This is a genomic window from Pseudonocardia ammonioxydans, from assembly GCF_900115005.1.
Classification (GTDB): domain Bacteria; phylum Actinomycetota; class Actinomycetes; order Mycobacteriales; family Pseudonocardiaceae; genus Pseudonocardia; species Pseudonocardia ammonioxydans.
In genome coordinates this window covers 173,674-190,739 of record NZ_FOUY01000005.1, presented here as the reverse complement: position 1 = coordinate 190,739, position 17,066 = coordinate 173,674, and the positions used below count along the sequence as shown (strand labels likewise).

Genomic DNA, 17,066 nt, shown 5'->3' with positions numbered 1-17,066 from the left:
TTCGCGCCCGTAACCGGGTTCAGGGCAGCGGCGGTGCCTCGCCCTCGCCGCGGTCGAAGTCGACCGTGGAGTACTCGCGCAGCTTGGTGAGCCGGTGGTAGCCGTCGATCAGCCGGACGGTGCCCGAGCGGGACCGCATCACGATCGACTGGGTGGTCGCGCCCCCGCCGCGGTAGTGCACGCCGCGCAGCAGCGGACCGTCGGTGATCCCGGTCGCGCAGAAGAAGACGTTGTCCCCGCGGACCAGCTCGGACGTCGTCAGGACCCGGTCCAGGTCGTGACCGGCGCCGACCGCCTTGGCGCGCTCCTCGTCGTCCTTCGGCCACAGCCGGCCCTGGATCTCACCGCCCATGCACTTGAGGGCGGCCGCGGTGATGATGCCCTCCGGGGTGCCGCCGATGCCGTAGAGCATGTCGACGCCCGACGTCGGACGGGCCGCGGCGATGGCACCGGCGACGTCGCCGTCGGAGATGAAGGAGATCCGCGCACCCGCCTCCCGGATCTCGGCCACGATCTGCTCGTGCCGCGGCCGGTCGAGCACGCAGACCGTCACGTCGGCGACGTCGATGTGCTTGGCCTGCGCGACCCGGCGGATGTTCTCGGCGACCGGCGCGGTGATGTCGATCGCGTCCGCCGCCTCGGGACCGACCGCGATCTTCTCCATGTAGAACACCGCGGACGGGTCGAACATCGCGTCCCGCTCGGCGACGGCGAGCACGGCCAGCGCGTTCGGCATGCCCTTGCTCATCAGCGTGGTGCCGTCGATCGGGTCCACGGCGACGTCGCAGAACGGCCCCTCGCCGTCCCCGACCTCCTCGCCGTTGAACAGCATCGGGGCCTCGTCCTTCTCCCCCTCGCCGATCACGACGACGCCGCGCATCGACACCGACGAGATCAGCTTGCGCATGGCGTCGACCGCCGCGCCGTCGCCGCCGTTCTTGTCGCCCCGGCCCACCCAGCGGCCGGCCGCCATCGCCGCGGCCTCGGTGACCCGGACCAGCTCCATCGCCAGGTTGCGGTCGGGGGTCTCGGGTCGGCGGGGGCGCGACGGGGTGGCGGGCTGGCTCACGGACGTCTCCTTCACGGCGGCGTGCTGATGCGACCCGGTCGGGGCCGACGGCCCCCGATACTCGCACGGGAGCCCGCGGGGGAGGAGCGATGAGCGACCGACGCCATGCCTGGGAGACCATGGAGGGGTGAGTGCGCGACCGGACCCGAGCACGTCCCCCTCCTCGTCCTCCTCCACGGAGGGCGCCGCTTCCGCCGACACTGCTGCCGACGACGCTGCTGCCGCCGACGGCGCTGCCGCGGCCGGCACTGCGGGCGGCACTGTGGGCGGCACTGTGGGCGGCGACGACGGCGGGTCGCCGGCCCCGGCGGCGCCCGCGCGTCCCCGCATCGGTCCGCGGGCCATGCGCAAGCCCGAACGCGGGGAGACCTCGATCCGGGACATGCTCGGCGCGCTGGTGATCCTGATCCCGATCGGGCTGGTGCTGTTCTCGGTCGGCACCTGCTCGTTCAGCCCTGCCGGGCCGGTCGAGAACGCGGAGTCGGGGCCGAGCGTGGACATCGGTGCCCGGCTGACCGAGTACGCCCTCGGGTCGGCGTTCCCGCTGCGGGTGCCGGACGTGCCGTTCCGCGCGAACTCGACCGACCGCGGCCCGGTCGAGGGCGGCGGCACCGCGGTGCGGGTCGGCTACGTGACCCCGGACGCCGACTACCTGAGCCTGGTCCAGACCGACGCCTCCGCCGAGGGGGTCCTCGTCACCGAGTCCGGCTCCTCGGACCGCGGCGACGGCCCGCCCCGGATGCAGGGGACCGTCGAGGCCGGGGGTCTGACCTGGGAGGTGTACCAGCGCGAGGGCGGTGAGCCGTTCCGGATCGCGACCCTGGGCGGTGAGCCCGAGGTCCGGTTCCTGGTGACCGGGTCGGCGTCCGAGGAGCAGTTCCGGACCCTGGCCGATTCCCTCGCGACCGCCCGGGTCCTGCCCGCCGGCGCGCCGACCGGCTGACCGGGGGCGGTCGGGGCGGGCGGTGGCCCGGCCGCCGTCCGAACTACGGCCGTTCGCAGCGCGGCCGTCCACAGTGCGGCCGTCCACAGTGCGGCCGTCAGCAGCCCGGTCGTCCGCGGACCCCGCCGTCGCCGGGGCAGCCGCCCCCGGTGGTTCAGCCGTCGGCCTCGGCCTCGGTCAGCTTCTCCTCGATCCGGGTGCGGGCGCCGGCGAGCTGGTCGTCGCACCGCCGCGCGAGCGCCTCGCCGCGTTCCCACAGCGCCACGGACTCGTCCAGACCCAGGCCGCCGACCTCGAGGGCGCGCACGACCTCCACGAGCTCGTCGCGGGCCTGCTCGTAGCCGAGGGTGTCGACGGCCGGTCGCTCGCTCATCCGGTCTCCTTCGCGGTGGTCGCGGCCCGGGCCGTCCGGCGGCGCCGGGTGGGCGGGCCGGCCGGCGCCGCCGGCTCGGCGGTGGTGGCTGTGTCGGCGGTGGTGGCTGTGTCGGCTGCGCTGGCCGTGTTGTCGGTGGTGCCGGCTGCGGAGGCCGTGCCGTCGGTGCCGGCTGCGGAGGCGGTGCTGGTGCTGTCGGTCCTGTCGGTGCCGGCTGTGCCGTCCGTGGCGGCGGTGCTGCCTGTGACGGCGGCCGGGGCAGCAGCCGTGGCGTCGGTGTGACCGGCCGGTGCGTCGGCGGGGCCGGTCGCCGTCGCCGCGACGGCGCCGTCGGCGACCCGGATCCGCAGTGTGGTCCCGGCGGGGGCCTCGGCGGCCGACCGCAGCAGGGGCGGGACGTCGTGACCGGTCCCGGTGCGCTGCACGATCGCGTAGCCGCGCGCCAGCGTCGCCGTCGGGCCCAGCGCGGACAGCCGCGCGGTCAGGTGCTCCAGCTCCGACGACGACCGGTCCAGCCGGCGCAGGACGGCCCGGTGTGCCGCGGTGCGGGCCTCGGCGACCTCGCGTTCCCGGGTCTCGACGATCCGCAGCGGGTCGGCCAGCGCCGGACGGTGCCGCAGGTCGGCCAGCCGCCGCTGCTCGCGGTCCACCCAGCCGTGCAGGGCCCGCCGGGCCCGGTCGCGCAGGCCGGCGACCCGCGCGGTCTCCTCGGCGAGGTCGGGCACCAGGCTGCGGCCGGCCTCGGTGGGCGTGGAGCAGCGGACGTCGGCGACGTGGTCGACCAGCGGGGTGTCCGGCTCGTGCCCGATCGCGGACACCACCGGTGTCCGGGAGGCGGCGACGGCCCGGCACAGCGTCTCGTCGGAGAACGGCAGCAGGTCCTCCACGCTGCCACCGCCGCGGGCCAGAACGATCACCTCGACGTCCGGGTCGCGGTCCAGTACCCGCAGCGCGCCGACGATCTGCTCCACCGCGAGGCCGCCCTGCACGGCGACGTTCTCGATCCGGAACCGCACCGCGGGCCAGCGCGCGGAGGCGTTGGTGACGACGTCGTGCTCGGCCGCCGATTCCCGCCCGGTGACCAGCCCGATGGTGTGCGGGAGCAGCGGGGGACGCCGCTTGAGCGCCGGATCGAACAGGCCCTCGGCGGCGAGCAGCCGGCGCAGGCGTTCGATCCGGGCGAGCAGCTCACCGAGCCCGACGGCGCGGATGCGGTCCACGCGCAGGCTCAGCGTTCCCCGGCCCAGGTAGAACGACGGCTTGCCGCGCACGATCACCCGGCTGCCCTCGGCGACGGCCTCGCCGGACTCACGCACCAGCGCGGACGGGGCGGTGAGCTGCAAGGAGACGTCCGCGGCCGGGTCGCGCAGGGTCAGGAAGGCGGTCGCGGAGCGGGCGTTGACCTGCGCGAGCTGCCCCTCGACCCACACCGCCCCGAGCCGGTCGATCCATTCGGCGATCTTGCGGGCGACCGTCCGGACGGGCCAGGGGCTCTCCTCGGTGTTGGCCCTGCCGCCACCGGAGCCGCCGGAGCCGGCGGAACCGCCCGGGCCGGCCGAGCCATCGGAGCCGCCCGACCCACCCGTGTCGCTTCCGCCGTTCGCGGGGCTCACGTCTCCTGGGAGAGCGTCGCGATCCGGTTCGTCAGCATCGTGACGTAAGCCGGCCGGTTCTCGTGCGCGGTCTCCCAGGCCAGCAGGTCGGACAGGTCGTCGACGCTCAGCGTGCGGAGCTTGCCGCGCAGCTGCGGGATCGTGAGCGTGGGGTACTCGGGGACGGCGTACGGCGCGCCCGCCTCGGCCTCCGGCCGGTTCGACGCCGTCGCGGGCCGCTCGGGCCGGTCGATCGGGATCCCGGTGCGGGCCGGGCGCAGCGCGGAGACGCTGCCGTTGCGCGGCTCGGCCCCGGGGGCGGCCGGTGCCTGCCGTGCGGCCGGTTCCGGATCGGGGAGCCGCAGGTCGGTCTCCTCGACCAGGTCGTCGTCGAAGGTCGCCCAGCTCGGGACGTCCTCGGCCGCCCGCAGCGTCCCCAGCGCGCGATCACCCTTGATCGCCAGCTCGGTGACCTTCTGCTGCACCCGCATCGACACCTGCAGGGCCTGGCTGACCGCGGTCACCGGCAGCTCGACGGCCTGCCGGGGCAGCTCGCGGGCCTGTTCGACGGCCGTCACGACGAGGCCGGCGGCGATGCGCACGGGGAACGGCAGCGGTGACATGCGCGCCATTGTCACCCGCCCGGCGGGTTCGTGTCGCGGGGGGCGCGGTCGAGCGTGTCACGTGCGGCTGCCCGGGCCGATCGTGGTCCGTAGGCTGGTGGCATGTCCGGTTCTGCCAAGCAGGTCCTGCTCGCCAAGCCCCGCGGCTACTGTGCGGGCGTCGACCGCGCCGTCGAGGCGGTGGAGCAGTCGCTCGACAAGTACGGCGCCCCGGTGTACGTCCGCAAGGAGATCGTGCACAACAAGCACGTCGTCGAGACCCTCGCCGAGCGCGGCGCGATCTTCGTCGAGGAGGCCTCCGAGGTCCCCGAGGGCGCGCACGTCGTGTTCTCCGCGCACGGGGTGTCGCCCATGGTGCGCGCGGAGGCGCAGGGCCGGGAGCTGAAGACGATCGACGCGACCTGCCCGCTCGTCACGAAGGTCCACCAGGAGGCGAAGCGGTTCGCCCGCGAGGACTACGACATCCTGCTCGTCGGCCACGCCGGGCACGAGGAGGTCGAGGGCACCTCCGGCGAGGCGCCCGACCACATCCAGCTCGTCGAGTCCGCCGCCGACGTCGACAAGGTCACCGTCCGCGACCCGGACAAGGTCGTGTGGCTGTCCCAGACGACGTTGTCGGTCGACGAGACGATGCAGACCGTGCGCGCGCTGCGCGAGCGGTTCCCGAAGCTGCAGGACCCGCCGTCGGACGACATCTGCTACGCCACCCAGAACCGCCAGGTCGCGGTGAAGACGATGGCCCCGCGCTGTGACCTGGTCCTGGTCGTCGGCTCTCGCAACTCGTCGAACTCGGTGCGGCTGGTCGAGGTCGCGCTCGGGGCCGGCGCCGGCGCGTCGTACCTGATCGACTACGCCAAGGAGATCGACGACGCCTGGCTCGACGGCGTGGACACGGTGGGCGTCACCAGCGGTGCCTCGGTGCCCGAGGTGCTGGTGCGCGGGGTCGTCGAGCATCTCGCCGAGCGCGGTTTCGGCTCGGTCGAGGAGGTCGACACCGCGGAGGAGACGCTGGTCTTCTCGCTGCCCCGCGAGCTGCGCCCGCCCCGGCCCGCCGCCGCCAAGGGCTGAGGCCGGGCAGCGTCAGGTCGCTCCGGAGACGGACGAAGGGCCCCGGATCGCCGACGCGATCCGGGGCCCTTCGTGTGGTGTGGGGGCGGGTGTCAGCCGCGGGCGGCGTGCACCGCCTGCGCCGAGACGACCTGGACCTGGTCGCCGATCTGCAGGTGGTTGAACCAGATCTTGGCGTTCTCCGCGGTCAGCCGGACGCAGCCGGCCGACGGGGTGTCGGTGCGGCCCTCGTGGAACGCGATGCCGCCGTCCTGGAAGAACACCGCCCACGGCATCGGGGCGGGCTCACCGTTGGTGGCGGTGTACTCACCGCTGTGGTGCAGCTCCTCCTTGCGGTACACGCGCAGCGAGTGACCCACCGGGGTCTCCTTGCCGGGACCGCCGATCGCGACCGGGACCGGGCCGTTGACGACCTTGCCGTCCTGGAACAGCCAGGACTGCTGGGAGTCGAGGTCCACACAGGCCCGCGCGGTGACGGTGCACGGCGTGCCCGGCACCAGCGGCTGGTCGCGGAACGCCTGCGCCGCGGGTGTCCCGGCCAGTGCCGTCCCGACACCGATCAGCGCCAGCGCGGCCGTCACGAGTGCGACGAGGACCGCGGGCCGGGGGAAGCGGGTGTTCCGGGTGGTGGACATCGTTCTCCAGGTCGTCCGGTGCGTCGGGGAGCGGCGGGGCCACACCTGCCCCGCTGTGTGTATGACGCCCGGGTGGGGCGTGGGGTTGCGTCGATTCTCCGTTGTGTTCGCCCGAACGGCGGCGCCGGGGTACATCCCGGCCGCTCACCTGCGGTAATGCTGATCGCGAGCCGAGTGCGAACTCGGTTGCGACCCGGAACGGCGAGTGCCGGTCGGTCAGCGGGTCCCCCGGCGTGTCCGGGCGGAGGACCCGCCGCGTGTCCCCGGTGCGGACCGTGCGCCGCTGCCGGACGCCGACCCCGAGCGACCGGTGCCGCCGCCGGATCCGCCGGAGCCCGCCGCTCCTCCCGAGCCGGCCGATCCGCCGGAGCGGGTCGCTCCGCCGGCCCGGCCCCGGCGGGCGCGGGGCTCGGCGCCGCCGTCCCCGGTCCGGCCTCCGCGGTCGCCGCCCCGTCCACCGCGGCCGTCGCGATCTCGGCCGTCGCGGTCGCCGCCCCGTCGCCCCTGGCCGTCGCGGTCGCTGCCCCGGCCGTCGCGATCGCTGCCCCGGCCGCCGCGTTCGCCGCCCCGGCCGTCGCCGGAGGTGCCGCGGCCGTCGCGGGAGGTGCCGCGGTCACCGGCCGCACCGTCACGGCCGCCGGCGCGGTTCGCGGAGCCCGGGCGCCGGCGGCCCGCGGTGTCGGACCCCGGCTGCGGACCGCTCGCCCGGGAGGGCCTGCCGCCGCCCGGCCGGGACGAGGACGGTGCCTCGGAGCCGGGGCGGCGACCGGCCGGTCCGGGCTCGGCCCGTCGCGGCCCGTCGGGGGCGTGCCCGCCCGGATCCCGCCCGAGCCGGCTCCGCAGCCGTCCGAGCGCGTCGTCGGGCCCGAGCCGCTGGCGCAGCAGCCGGTACACGGTGACCAGCAGGACGACCACCGTCGTCAGCGCCATCGCCGGGAACGCGTTGATCAGCGGTGCCCCGGCCATGAGCACGCTCTGGGCCGCGCCGCCGCCGGTCGGGGCGCCGATCAGCACCGCCATCGCCGGCACGACGACGGCGAGCAGCAGCGGTGGCTGCACCGCGGGCAGGAAGATGCTGCGGCGGCGCACCCAGCAGGCCGCGAGCACGCAGCCGAGCAGGTACCCGATCTCGAAGATCCGGCCGACCGTGCCGATCCGGAGCAGGTCGACGAACACGCCCAGTGCGGTCGTGCCCACGGCCAGCCCGATCGCGGCGACCGGCGGGATCCCGAGTACGGGACGCAGCAGCGACCGCTCCCGGACCGGCCAGCCACCCCGCCGGGGAGCAGGCGGCCGGGACGACGACCCGCCGGGCCGGCGGGCCGAGCTGGTGCGCGTCGAGGTCACCCGGTCAGCCTAACTCCCCCTTCCGGAGCGAACCGGGCCCCTCGTCCGGCGCCGGGCCGCCGTCGCCGCGCGGCCCGGCCCGGCCCGCGTCGGCCCACGGCGTGCGGACCCGCCCGTCCGGCCCGTCGGGTTCCGCGGCGCGCCCGAGGTCCTCCAGCGAGACCAGCGACTCCCCGGCCGAGGCGACCAGCTCGGGCGCCGAGACCCCCCGGGGGGTGCGGTCCACCGTGGCCGGGGTGTCGAGCTCGCCGTCGGCCACCTGGAGCTCGGTGAACCGGCGGGCGCTGACCAGCACCCGGGCCTCCAGTGAGGAGACCGTGCGGTTGTAGCTCTCCACCACCGAGTCGAGGCTGCGCCCGAGCCGCGCCACGTGGGTGCCCATCGTGGCGAGCCGGCCGTGCAGCTCCCGGCCCAGCTTGTGCACCTGCGCGGCGTTGCGGGCCAGCGCCTCCTGCTTCCAGCCGTAGGCGACCGTGCGCAGCAGCGCGACCAGCGTCGTCGGTGTCGCGAGCACGACGTGGCGACCGAACGCGTGCTCCAGCAGCCCGGGGTCCGAGCGCAGGGCCGCCTCCAGGAACGGGTCCCCGGGGACGAACAGCACCACGAACTCCGGCGTCGGCTCGAACGCCTCCCAGTACGCCTTGCCGGCCAGCTGGTCGACGTGGGCGCGCAGCTGCCGGGCGTGCGCGGTGAGCTTCTGCGCGTGCACCTCGGGATCGCCGGCCTCGACCGCCTCCAGGTAGGCCGCGAACGGCACCTTGGCGTCCACCACGACCTGCTTGCCCCCGGCGAGGTGCACGAGCATGTCCGGGCGGACGCCGCCGTCCTCCCCGTCGGCCGACACCTGCGTGGAGAAGTCGCAGTGCTCCACCATCCCGGCCATCTCGGCGACCCGCTGCAGCTGCATCTCGCCCCAGCGGCCCCGCACCTGCGGGGCGCGCAGCGCGTTGACCAGCGCCTTGGTCTCGGTGCCGAGCTTCTCCGAGCTCGCCGCCATCGCCCGCACCTGCTCGCGCAGCCCCGCGTAGGCGGACTCGCGCTCCTTCTCCACCGACCGCAGCTGCCCCTCGACCCGGCCGAGCGCGGCCGCGACCGGGTCGAGCATCTGCTCGACGGACTTCGCCCGGGCCGCCTCGTCGCCCTGGGCCCGCTCGGACAGCGCGGCGGTCGCCTCCTTGATCCGGCTCTCGGCCAGTGCCACGAACGCCTCGTTGTTGCGGGCCAGCGCATCCTGCGACAGGGCGGCGAACGAGTCCTTCATGCCGGCCTCGGCCTCGGTGCGGGCCTGGCGCTCGGCCTGCAGGGCGGCGTTCGCCCCGGCGGCGTCGGACTCGGCGCGCCGGGCCCGCGTCGTCGCCTCGTCGAGCGACTCGTGCATCTCCTCGATCCGCTCGAGCAGGCCGGTGCGCTCGGCGCGCAGGCCCGCCGACTCCGCCCGGGTGGTCGCGGCGGTGTTGGCCGCGGCCCGGGCCGCCTCCGCCGCCTCGGCACGGAACCGGGCGGCGGCGAGCACCCAGGTGACGGCCGCGGCGACGAGGGCGCCGAGCAGGGTCCCGACGAGCAGACTGATCGCATCCACGCCACGCAGCGTGCACCGCACCCCCGACAATCTCGGCGAACGCGCAGGTCGCGGGCGTGTCCGCGGCATCTGTGGACCGAACGGCGCAGTGGCCGACGGCCGAACGGGCGCTGAGGTTGCCTCGGCGAGGCGAACGACACGTCGGGCGAACGGTTGCGCGATGCACGCGTCTTCTCCGGTGTCAGCGCTCCGGGATCCGGAGCGGCACCGCATGGACCGAGGACCGAGAGAGGTATCCGATGACCACCCGACTCGCCCGCACCATCGCACGGACCGCCGCGACCACCGCCGCCGCCCTCGCCACCGCCGCGGCGGTGCTGGTGCCGGCCGGCGTCGCGAACGCCGACCCGGTCACCGACCCCGCTCCGAGCGCCTGCCGGCCGGCGAACCAGCGCGCCGTCGTCGAGCCCGCCCCGGCCAGTGCCGGGCACCGGCACTACGCGGTCGTGCTCACCGCCGCCCCCGGCACCGCGGACTGCACGCTGCAGGGGTCGCCGTCGAACCTGGTCTTCAGCCTGAACGGATCGCCCCGCGCGGTCGACAGCGTCCCCTACGGCGACCAGACCCGGCCGGTCGAGTTCGGCCCGGCGAACCCGGTCCGGTTTGACGTCCAGGTGCCGAACTCCGCCGGGCCCGCCCAGGCCAACCGGATCGACTTCACACCGCACGCCCCGGGCGGGGAGATCCCGGGCGCGTTCACCGCGTACGGCCCCCTCGGCGTCGACGCGGGCATCCAGGTCGGCCCGTTCACCGAGCACACCGCCGGCTGAACGGACCTCAGCCCAGCCGCAGGTCGGCCGACTCGTGGTCGAGCAGCCACCGCTTGACCGGCAGGCCCCAGCGGAAACCGCCGAGCGTGCCGTCGGTGCGCAGCACCCGGTGGCACGGCACGAACAGGGCCGCGGCGTTGTGCGCGCAGGCGCCGGCCGCGGCCCGGACGGCGGCCGGCCGGCCGGTCTTCACGGCGTAGCCGGTGTAGGTGACCGGGGCACCGGCCGGGACCGTCCGCAGCACGTCCCAGGCGTGCTCGCGGTACGGGCCCGACCGCTGCCGGACGCCGACGCCGTCGATCGCCGACAGGTCACCGTCGTGGTAGCGGTCGATCGCCTCCCCGACCGGCCCGAGCTCGCCCTCGACGACGTCGGTCGGGGCCAGCGAGGGGTGGATCAGCCCCAGCAGCTCGTCGACCGAGGCGGTCCAGCCGGACGCGAGGACGTAGCCGTCCGCGTCGACGACGGCGGTGAAGGGCCCGGCGGGGGTGTCCCTGGTGGCCCGGACGGCGGTGCTCATGCGTTCCTCCCGGAGACGGGTGCGGGGGCGGGCGTCGCGGCCCGCCAGAGATGGGTGGCGGCGTAGGACCGCCAGGGGGCCCAGGAGCGGGCGCGCGCCGCGAGCGCGGCGGCGTCCCCGGGCAGGCCGAGTGCGGCGGCCCCGCGGCGCACCGCGAGGTCGGACTCCAGCAGCTCGTCGGGATCGCCGAGCACCCGCATCGCGAGATACCCGGCGCTCCAGGGGCCGATCCCGGGCAGGTCGCGGAGCTCGGCACGCAGGGCCGCGGGGTCACGGCCGGGGTCGAGGACCAGCGCGCCGGTCGCGAGTGCGCCGCACAGCCCACGCAGTGACGCCGCGCGGCGGGCCGGGCCGGCGAGCTCCGCCCCGGACAGGGCCTCGGCCGTGGGGAACAGCAGATCGGGTGCCCCGCCGGTGTCCTCGTCGCGCAGCTCCGCGGGCAGCGCGGGGCCGTGCTCGGCGGCCAGCCGGGACGCGGCCGTCCGGGCCGCGGCGACCGAGACCTGCTGGCCGAGCACGGTCCGCACCGCGGTCTCCGCGGGGTCCGCGGTGCCGGCCAGCCGGATCCCCGGTGTCGCCGCGACCAGCGGCGCCAGTACCCGATCGGCGGCCAGGACGGTGTCGACGGCCTGCGGGTCGGCGTCGAGATCCAGCAGCCGGCGCAGCCGGGACACGGCGGGCCCGACGTCGCGCGGGTCGGTCGTCCGCAGCGTCGCCAGCACGGCCCCGGGGCGCGCGGTCAGGTCGAGCGCGACCGCGGCGGGCCCGTGCGGCAGCCGCAGCGTGCGCCGGTAGGTCCCGCCGTCGACCCGTTCCACCCGGTCGACGGCCCGGGCGGCCAGGTGCTCCAGCAGGCCGTGCGGGTCGAACGGCGCCCGGTACGGCAGCCGCAGCGTGATCGCCCCCGGTGCGGCGGGGGCCGCCCCGCGCCGGTGTCCCGCCTCCGCGCGCAACCGCGACGGCGGCACCCCGTAGACCGCGCGGACGGTGTCGTTGAACTGGCGGACGCTGCCGAACCCGGCCGCGAACGCGATGTCGGCGAGGCCGAGCGGGGTCGTCTCCACCAGCACGCGGGCGGTGTGCGCCCGTTGCGCGCGGGCCAGCGCGAGCGGCCCGGCACCGAGCTCGGCGGCGAGGATGCGGCCGAGCTGGCGCGGCGAGTAGCCCAGCCGCGAGGCGAGCCCGGAGACCCCCTCCCGCTCGACGACGCCGTCGGAGATCAGCCGCATCGCCCGCCCGGCCGCGTCCGCCCGCAGGTTCCACTCCGGGGAGCCGGGTACGGCGTCGGGCCGGCAGCGCCGGCAGGCCCGGTAGCCGGCCGACTGGGCGGCCGCCGCGGTGCGCAGGAACTCGACGTTGCGCGTCTTCGGCGGCGGCACCGGGCAGGACGGGCGGCAGTAGATGCCGGTGGTGCGCACGGCCGTGACGAACTGGCCGTCGAACCGCGCGTCCTTCGCGGTGACGGCGCGGTAGCAGGTGTCGTGGTCGAGCAGCACGGCACCGACTCTGCCACCGCGGCGCCCCGCGGACTCGCGGGAATCGGTCGTGGGTGTCGGCCCCGGAGTATCGGCAGCGGGGGTCAGCCCCGGCAGACCGCCCCGGAGATCCACCCCTGCTCGCAGGCGAACTCGATCTGCTCGTCCCGCTCCTCGGCGTTGTCCGGGGCACCGCGCGGCGGCATGCCGTCGTCCGGGTCCTCGCGGGGCGGGTCGGGGCGCTGGGCGCCACCGCCGGAGCCGCCGGAACCTCCTCCGGAACCGGAACCCCCGTCGGAACCACCGCCCCCGGTGCTCGGGGCCCGGCCGCCGCCGCCCGAGCCCTCACCGGAACCGGAGCTTCCCGAGCTCCCGGAGCCTCCCGAGCCGCCGGAGCCTCCCGAACCGCCGGAGCCGGTCGAGCCGCCCGAGCCGCTCGAACCGGTCGCCGGCGGGTCGGCCGCGGGAGCGGGCTCCGGCGGCGGTGCGGCGGGTGGTGGTGCGGGAGCGGGCGCGGCCGGTGGCGGGGCCGAGGTCACCGGCGCCGGTGGCGGCAGCGGGACGTCCTCCGTCCCGGTCGACGTCAGCGACACGGCGGACACGGTGCCGGCGGTGGCGAGCACGGCCACCCCGGCCGTCAGCACGGCGTGTATGCCCGGCAGGCGCATGAATCCCCCTCGGTCTCGGCGCCTCGGTTCTCACCCGTGCGGCCCGGCAGTGCGCCCGCGGGGTGATGCGACCCGGCCGTTCCGTCGAACGATTCGTCACGACCCGGTGCTCGGCGCAGTATGACGTACGCCGCTCGGCCTAACGACAGCGACGTTCCGTGATGACGCGGAGCAGGGGAGCGCCGGGGCGCACCGGCCGTGTGCGGTGCGGGCCACCGGCTCGAACCGGGCTGACCGGCGGCGACTACCCTGGCTGCCCGTGTCCCTCACCCTCGGCATCGTGGGCCTGCCCAACGTCGGCAAGTCGACCCTGTTCAACGCGCTGACCCGGAACGACGTCCTCGCGGCGAACTACCCGTTCGCGACGATCGAGCCGAACGTCGGGGTGGTGCCGCTGCCGGACGCGCGCCTGGGGAAGCTGGCCGAGATCTTCACCTCGGACAAGATCCTCCCGGCGACGGTGTCGTTCGTCGACATCGCCGGCATCGTCAAGGGGGCGTCCGAGGGCGCCGGGCTGGGCAACAAGTTCCTCGCCAACATCCGCGAGTCCGACGCGATCTGCCAGGTCGTGCGCGTGTTCGACGATCCGGACGTCGTGCACGTCGACGGCCGTATCGACGCCGCGAGCGACATCGAGACGATCGCGACCGAGCTGGTCCTGGCCGACCTGCAGACCCTGGAGCGGGCGATCCCGCGGCTGGAGAAGGAGGCCCGCACGCACAAGGACCGGCGCCCCGCGCTGGAGGCGGCGCAGCAGGCGCAGGCGGTGCTGAACGAGGGCCGGACGCTGTTCCAGGCCGGCCTCGACCCGGCCCCGCTGCGCGAACTGACGCTGCTCACCACGAAGCCGTTCCTGTACGTGTTCAACGCCGACGAGGCCGTCCTGTCCGACGACGCGCGCCGCAAGGAGCTGGCCGATCTGGTCGCCCCCGCGCAGGCGGTGTTCCTGGACGCGAAGGTCGAGGCCGAGCTGCTGGAGCTGGACGACGAGTCGGCCGCCGAGCTGCTGGCGTCCATCGGGCAGGACGAGCCCGGCCTGGCCCAGCTGGCCCGCGCCGGGTTCTCCACCCTCGGGCTGCAGACCTACCTCACCGCCGGGCCCAAGGAGGCCCGCGCCTGGACGATCCCGCAGGGCGCCACCGCCCCGCAGGCGGCCGGGGTGATCCACACGGACTTCGAGCGGGGCTTCATCAAGGCCGAGATCGTGTCGTTCGACGAGCTCGTCGCCGCCGGGTCGATGAACGCCGCGAAGTCCGCGGGGAAGGTGCGGATGGAGGGCAAGGACTACGTCATGCAGGACGGTGACGTGGTGGAGTTCCGCTTCAACGTCTAGCGAGCGCCTGCATCAGGCGTGATGCACGCATGATTCGCTCATGCGTACCACCGTTGACCTCCCGCCGGCCGTGCACCGCCAGGCCAAGGAGATCGCGGAGCGTCGTGGTCTGTCGCTCTCCGCTGTCGTCGCGGAGCTGGCGGCACGCGGTCTGATCCAGCTCGGTGAGCCGGCGGCCATCGGCACCGACGAGCGTTCCGGGTTTCCGGTCGTCAGCGTCGGGCGTCGGATCTCCTCGGAGGACGTTGCGTCAATGGTGGTCGAGGAGTGACGGCCTATCTCCTCGACGCGGACGTGCTGATCGTGCTCAGCGTCGCTGAGCACGAGCCTGGCCCGGCGCCGCACAGGAGGGGCACGCCGCATGAGTGGGCGTCAGCCGAGCATCGCCATCCCGTGCACCATCTTGGCGATCCGGTTACGGGGCCCCACCACGCTCACCGCCCGGTAGCGCAGCTCGTCGCCGGGGGTGGACTCGACCGCCTCGACGTAGGCGTCGTACACCCGGGTCTCCTGGGCGGCGGCAGGCATGTCGGCCACGAACACTCCGTCGGATGCCGCAGCCCGTCCGCGCAGCCGGGCCAGTTCGGACGCCGGCGCGGTCAACACGGTGCAGCCGGCCCAGGGCAGGCCCGGGTGAGCAGATCCGTCCGCGTCCTTCGCGTCGGAGCCGAGGAAGCCGGCCACGGCCGGTGAGGTCGCCGCTGCCACGCAGATGGCGGCATTGGTCGCATGACCGGGAGCGAGCGAGTCGTCGACGACGACGACCCACTTCAGTCGAGCCTTGCCGGTCGGCTGGTCCGTCTGGATCTCCTCCGGGGCGAATCCAGGGTTGCTGTCGTACGCAGAACGGGTCACGGTCGGCAAGGTATCCGAAACATCGCCACCATAGAGCAACACTCGTACTTCATACGGAAAGATCCGGATAATGGCCGACCTCGATGAACTTGATACGGCGATCCTGGCCGAACTGACCCACGACGCACGGCGGACCAACCGGGACGTCGCCGCCGCGGTCGGCGTAGCGCCGACCACGGCGCTGGACCGGACCCGGGCACTACGCGACCGGGGAGTCGTCCGCGGCGCCCACCTCGTCGTCGACCTCCCCGCCGTGGGACGCCCGGTGCAGGCACTCGTCGCCATCCGCATCCGGCCGCCGTCACGACCGCGCATCGAGGGCTTCCGGAACTGGGTCAGCCACCTGCCCGAGGTCCTCGCGGTGTTCGTCACCACCGGCGCCGAGGACTTCCTGGTGCACGTGGCGGTGGCCGACAACCAGCAGCTCTACGCGTTCGTCGTCGACCGGCTGACCGAACGCCCCGAGGTCGCGGACGTGCGCACCTCGGTGGTCTACGAACACCTGCAGCCGGGACCGTGCGGCGGGGAGCGACCGCCGCGCCCGACGACGTAGCGACGCCGGGAACCCGGGAACCACGCGGAGCGGCCGGCCGGCGATCGCCCTGGAGGGCACGGCACGCGTGCGCGCGTCCAGTGGTCGCCCACCTCGAGGCGACTGGGTGAGCCGCCGGAGCCGAGCGCACCGGCTCCGAGGGCGGGACCGTGCTGATCGACCCGGGCGGGGCGTTCGAGTTGCACGCCGGCGCCCTGGGCGGGGCCGATGCGTGCTGATCGAGCCGGGTGCGGTGTTCGAGTTGCGCGGTGCCGCCCTCGGTGGGGCTGGAGCGTGCTGATCGACCCGGGTGCGGTGCTCGAGATGCCCGCCGGCGCCCCGGGCGGGGCTGGAGCGTGCTGATCGATGTCGGGAGCGGCGGCCCGATGTCGCACTGTCGGCGTAATTTTCGGCCGGAGTGCGTTACTCCAGACGGGGCACGTCGTTGTCCAGGTTGACGAACGCACCGACGGCGATCGAGTTCGCGAGGGTCTCTCGCAGCCGCTCGGAGGCGTTCGCGATGCTGCCGTTCGCCGATCGATATACGCCGAGCGGTCGGGGGCCACTCATGGAGCGGCGCAGCACGAGCTGCTGCGCGCGCCTCGTCGTCGCACGTCGACGCTCAAGCGAGATGGTCGCGCATTCATCGGTGTTCCCGCTACCGCGCAGTAGGACGCTCCGGCGAAGTGGATGTTGCTCGACTGTGTCCTGCGTCTCTTCTCGGTGGAGTTGTGTAACGAAGTGCCACCGGGCATTTCTCTACGCAGAGTAGCTATCCGACACGTGCTGGATAGCACTGTGTGTAGTTGATCAACGGCGAGCGGTCGGTCGACGGTGGTCAAACCGGACAAACAAGGTCCCAACCGAGGGCCGCCGTCCTCTTCCGTGGTGCAGGGACGTACGTTTCGAGACACCAGGCCGTGACACAGCGTGAATATCCGACGGCCGGGCCACACAGAAGAAAAGGAGCGCCATGAACGCCCCCGAGACGACGAACCCCACCCGCCGTGCCGCGCGGCGGATCGCCACCGTCGGTGCGCTGACCGTGCCCCTGGCCCTCGGCTCCGCCGGCATGGCCTTCGCCGGAGACTACGGCGACGGCGGCCACGGCAAGGACCGCGACTGCAGCCCGTCCTCCGCCTCCCAGGAGGGCGGCCTGCTCGGTCTCGACGCCGCCGTCGACCCCGCCCTGAACATCGGGGGCGTGCTCAACGACGGTCCGGTCGAGCAGCAGACCACCAAGCTCGACAAGTCCAACTCGGGCATCGTGCAGTCCGGCTGCGGTGCCGGCGAGGCGGTCCAGGTCGACGACCTGGTCGGCCTGGGCCTCGACGTCAGCCCGTCCGCCAACATCGGCGGCATCGGCAACTCCGGCCCGGTCGAGCAGTCCACTGCCGACGTCGACGAGTCCAACAGCGGCATCCTGCAGTCGGGCTCGGACGGGCACGGCCCCGGTGGCGGCTACGCCGCCCAGAAGGGCGGCCTGATCGACGTCGACGCCGCGGTCAGCCCGTCGATCAACATCGGTGGCCTGCTCTCGAGCGGCTCGGTCTCGCAGTCGACCGCCGACGTCGACAAGTCCAACTCCGGGATCGTCCAGGGCTGAGTCGCCCTGACGGAAGGCACGTGCCGCCCGGGCCGCTGGACCCGGCCCGGGCGGCACGGCCGACCGGAACTCCTGCGC

At 74.8% G+C, this 17,066-nt stretch carries 18 protein-coding genes and 1 pseudogene; 7 read left to right on the top strand and 12 right to left on the bottom strand.

All coding sequences use genetic code 11. The features are described from left to right. Nucleotides 1–19: 19 nt before the first annotated feature. Nucleotides 20–1,006: a class II fructose-bisphosphatase gene (glpX, locus tag BM093_RS07500; RefSeq protein ID WP_245773362.1), complete on the bottom strand. Its 987-nt coding sequence runs from the start codon at nucleotides 1,004–1,006 to the stop codon at nucleotides 20–22. A gap of 190 nt (nucleotides 1,007–1,196) precedes the next feature. Between glpX and BM093_RS07495 the strand changes: the two genes are divergently transcribed. After that, nucleotides 1,197–2,012 (top strand): DUF4245 domain-containing protein, encoded by an 816-nt coding sequence (locus tag BM093_RS07495; protein WP_143105288.1) that lies wholly within the window; start codon nucleotides 1,197–1,199, stop codon nucleotides 2,010–2,012. 154 nt (nucleotides 2,013–2,166) lie between these two features. On the opposite strand, the gene BM093_RS07490 is transcribed toward BM093_RS07495, so the two are convergent. From BM093_RS07490 to BM093_RS07480, 3 genes and pseudogenes are all read right to left on the bottom strand, one after another. Next, nucleotides 2,167–2,385 carry an exodeoxyribonuclease VII small subunit gene (locus BM093_RS07490; protein ID WP_093339194.1) on the bottom strand — a complete coding sequence of 73 codons (219 nt, stop codon included), beginning with the start codon at nucleotides 2,383–2,385 and terminating at the stop codon, nucleotides 2,167–2,169. A 299-nt stretch (nucleotides 2,386–2,684) separates the two neighbouring features. Further along, nucleotides 2,685–3,845 (bottom strand): annotated as a pseudogene (xseA, locus tag BM093_RS07485) (exodeoxyribonuclease VII large subunit); the annotation flags it as partial. 149 nt (nucleotides 3,846–3,994) lie between these two features. Next, nucleotides 3,995–4,600, bottom strand: coding sequence for a lipid droplet-associated protein (locus BM093_RS07480; RefSeq protein WP_093339191.1), 606 nt, complete (start codon nucleotides 4,598–4,600; stop codon nucleotides 3,995–3,997). Nucleotides 4,601–4,702: 102 nt separating this feature from the next. Here BM093_RS07480 and BM093_RS07475 point away from each other — a divergent pair, with 102 nt between their 5' ends. Beyond that, nucleotides 4,703–5,668, top strand: coding sequence for a 4-hydroxy-3-methylbut-2-enyl diphosphate reductase (locus BM093_RS07475; RefSeq protein WP_093339189.1), 966 nt, complete (start codon nucleotides 4,703–4,705; stop codon nucleotides 5,666–5,668). A 92-nt stretch (nucleotides 5,669–5,760) separates the two neighbouring features. Here BM093_RS07475 and BM093_RS07470 read toward each other — a convergent pair whose 3' ends face one another. The 3 genes from BM093_RS07470 to BM093_RS07460 form a co-directional block, all read right to left on the bottom strand. Continuing rightward, entirely contained in the window at nucleotides 5,761–6,303 is a 543-nt protein-coding gene (locus BM093_RS07470) for a L,D-transpeptidase (protein WP_093339186.1), read from the bottom strand. A gap of 216 nt (nucleotides 6,304–6,519) precedes the next feature. Then, nucleotides 6,520–7,650 carry a DUF6542 domain-containing protein gene (locus BM093_RS07465; protein WP_093339183.1) on the bottom strand — a complete coding sequence of 377 codons (1,131 nt, stop codon included), beginning with the start codon at nucleotides 7,648–7,650 and terminating at the stop codon, nucleotides 6,520–6,522. 4 nt (nucleotides 7,651–7,654) lie between these two features. Continuing rightward, entirely contained in the window at nucleotides 7,655–9,229 is a 1,575-nt protein-coding gene (locus BM093_RS07460) for a DNA recombination protein RmuC (protein ID WP_245773356.1), read from the bottom strand. A 239-nt stretch (nucleotides 9,230–9,468) separates the two neighbouring features. On the opposite strand from BM093_RS07460, the gene BM093_RS07455 reads away from it, so the two are divergent. Then, a complete protein-coding gene (locus BM093_RS07455) occupies nucleotides 9,469–9,999 on the top strand; it encodes a hypothetical protein (protein ID WP_093339178.1) in 531 nt (176 codons plus the stop codon). A gap of 7 nt (nucleotides 10,000–10,006) precedes the next feature. Here BM093_RS07455 and BM093_RS07450 read toward each other — a convergent pair whose 3' ends face one another. From BM093_RS07450 to BM093_RS35805, 3 genes are all read right to left on the bottom strand, one after another. Beyond that, entirely contained in the window at nucleotides 10,007–10,519 is a 513-nt protein-coding gene (locus BM093_RS07450; RefSeq protein WP_093339174.1) for a methylated-DNA--[protein]-cysteine S-methyltransferase, read from the bottom strand. Continuing rightward, a complete protein-coding gene (locus BM093_RS07445; RefSeq protein WP_093339172.1) occupies nucleotides 10,516–12,015 on the bottom strand; it encodes an AlkA N-terminal domain-containing protein in 1,500 nt (499 codons plus the stop codon). The genes BM093_RS07450 and BM093_RS07445 overlap by 4 nt, the downstream gene beginning before the upstream one ends. An 83-nt stretch (nucleotides 12,016–12,098) precedes the next feature. Next, nucleotides 12,099–12,662 (bottom strand): hypothetical protein, encoded by a 564-nt coding sequence (locus tag BM093_RS35805; protein WP_093339170.1) that lies wholly within the window; start codon nucleotides 12,660–12,662, stop codon nucleotides 12,099–12,101. Between the two features lie 259 nt (nucleotides 12,663–12,921). Here BM093_RS35805 and ychF point away from each other — a divergent pair, with 259 nt between their 5' ends. Next, nucleotides 12,922–13,995 (top strand): redox-regulated ATPase YchF, encoded by a 1,074-nt coding sequence (gene ychF, locus BM093_RS07435; protein WP_093339426.1) that lies wholly within the window; start codon nucleotides 12,922–12,924, stop codon nucleotides 13,993–13,995. Between the two features lie 40 nt (nucleotides 13,996–14,035). Then, a complete protein-coding gene (locus BM093_RS07430; protein ID WP_093339167.1) occupies nucleotides 14,036–14,266 on the top strand; it encodes a hypothetical protein in 231 nt (76 codons plus the stop codon). Nucleotides 14,267–14,367: 101 nt separating this feature from the next. Here BM093_RS07430 and BM093_RS07425 read toward each other — a convergent pair whose 3' ends face one another. Further along, entirely contained in the window at nucleotides 14,368–14,850 is a 483-nt protein-coding gene (locus BM093_RS07425; RefSeq protein ID WP_093339164.1) for a DUF2000 domain-containing protein, read from the bottom strand. A gap of 70 nt (nucleotides 14,851–14,920) precedes the next feature. On the opposite strand from BM093_RS07425, the gene BM093_RS07420 reads away from it, so the two are divergent. Further along, a complete protein-coding gene (locus tag BM093_RS07420; protein WP_093339162.1) occupies nucleotides 14,921–15,403 on the top strand; it encodes an Lrp/AsnC family transcriptional regulator in 483 nt (160 codons plus the stop codon). Between the two features lie 402 nt (nucleotides 15,404–15,805). Here the strand turns inward: BM093_RS07420 and BM093_RS35800 are convergent, their stop codons facing one another. Then, complete coding sequence (locus tag BM093_RS35800; protein WP_177238316.1) at nucleotides 15,806–15,952, bottom strand: hypothetical protein; 147 nt, start codon at nucleotides 15,950–15,952, stop codon at nucleotides 15,806–15,808. A 403-nt stretch (nucleotides 15,953–16,355) separates the two neighbouring features. On the opposite strand from BM093_RS35800, the gene BM093_RS07415 reads away from it, so the two are divergent. Continuing rightward, nucleotides 16,356–16,988 (top strand): hypothetical protein, encoded by a 633-nt coding sequence (locus BM093_RS07415; RefSeq protein ID WP_093339159.1) that lies wholly within the window; start codon nucleotides 16,356–16,358, stop codon nucleotides 16,986–16,988. The last annotated feature ends 78 nt before the right edge of the window (nucleotides 16,989–17,066 follow it).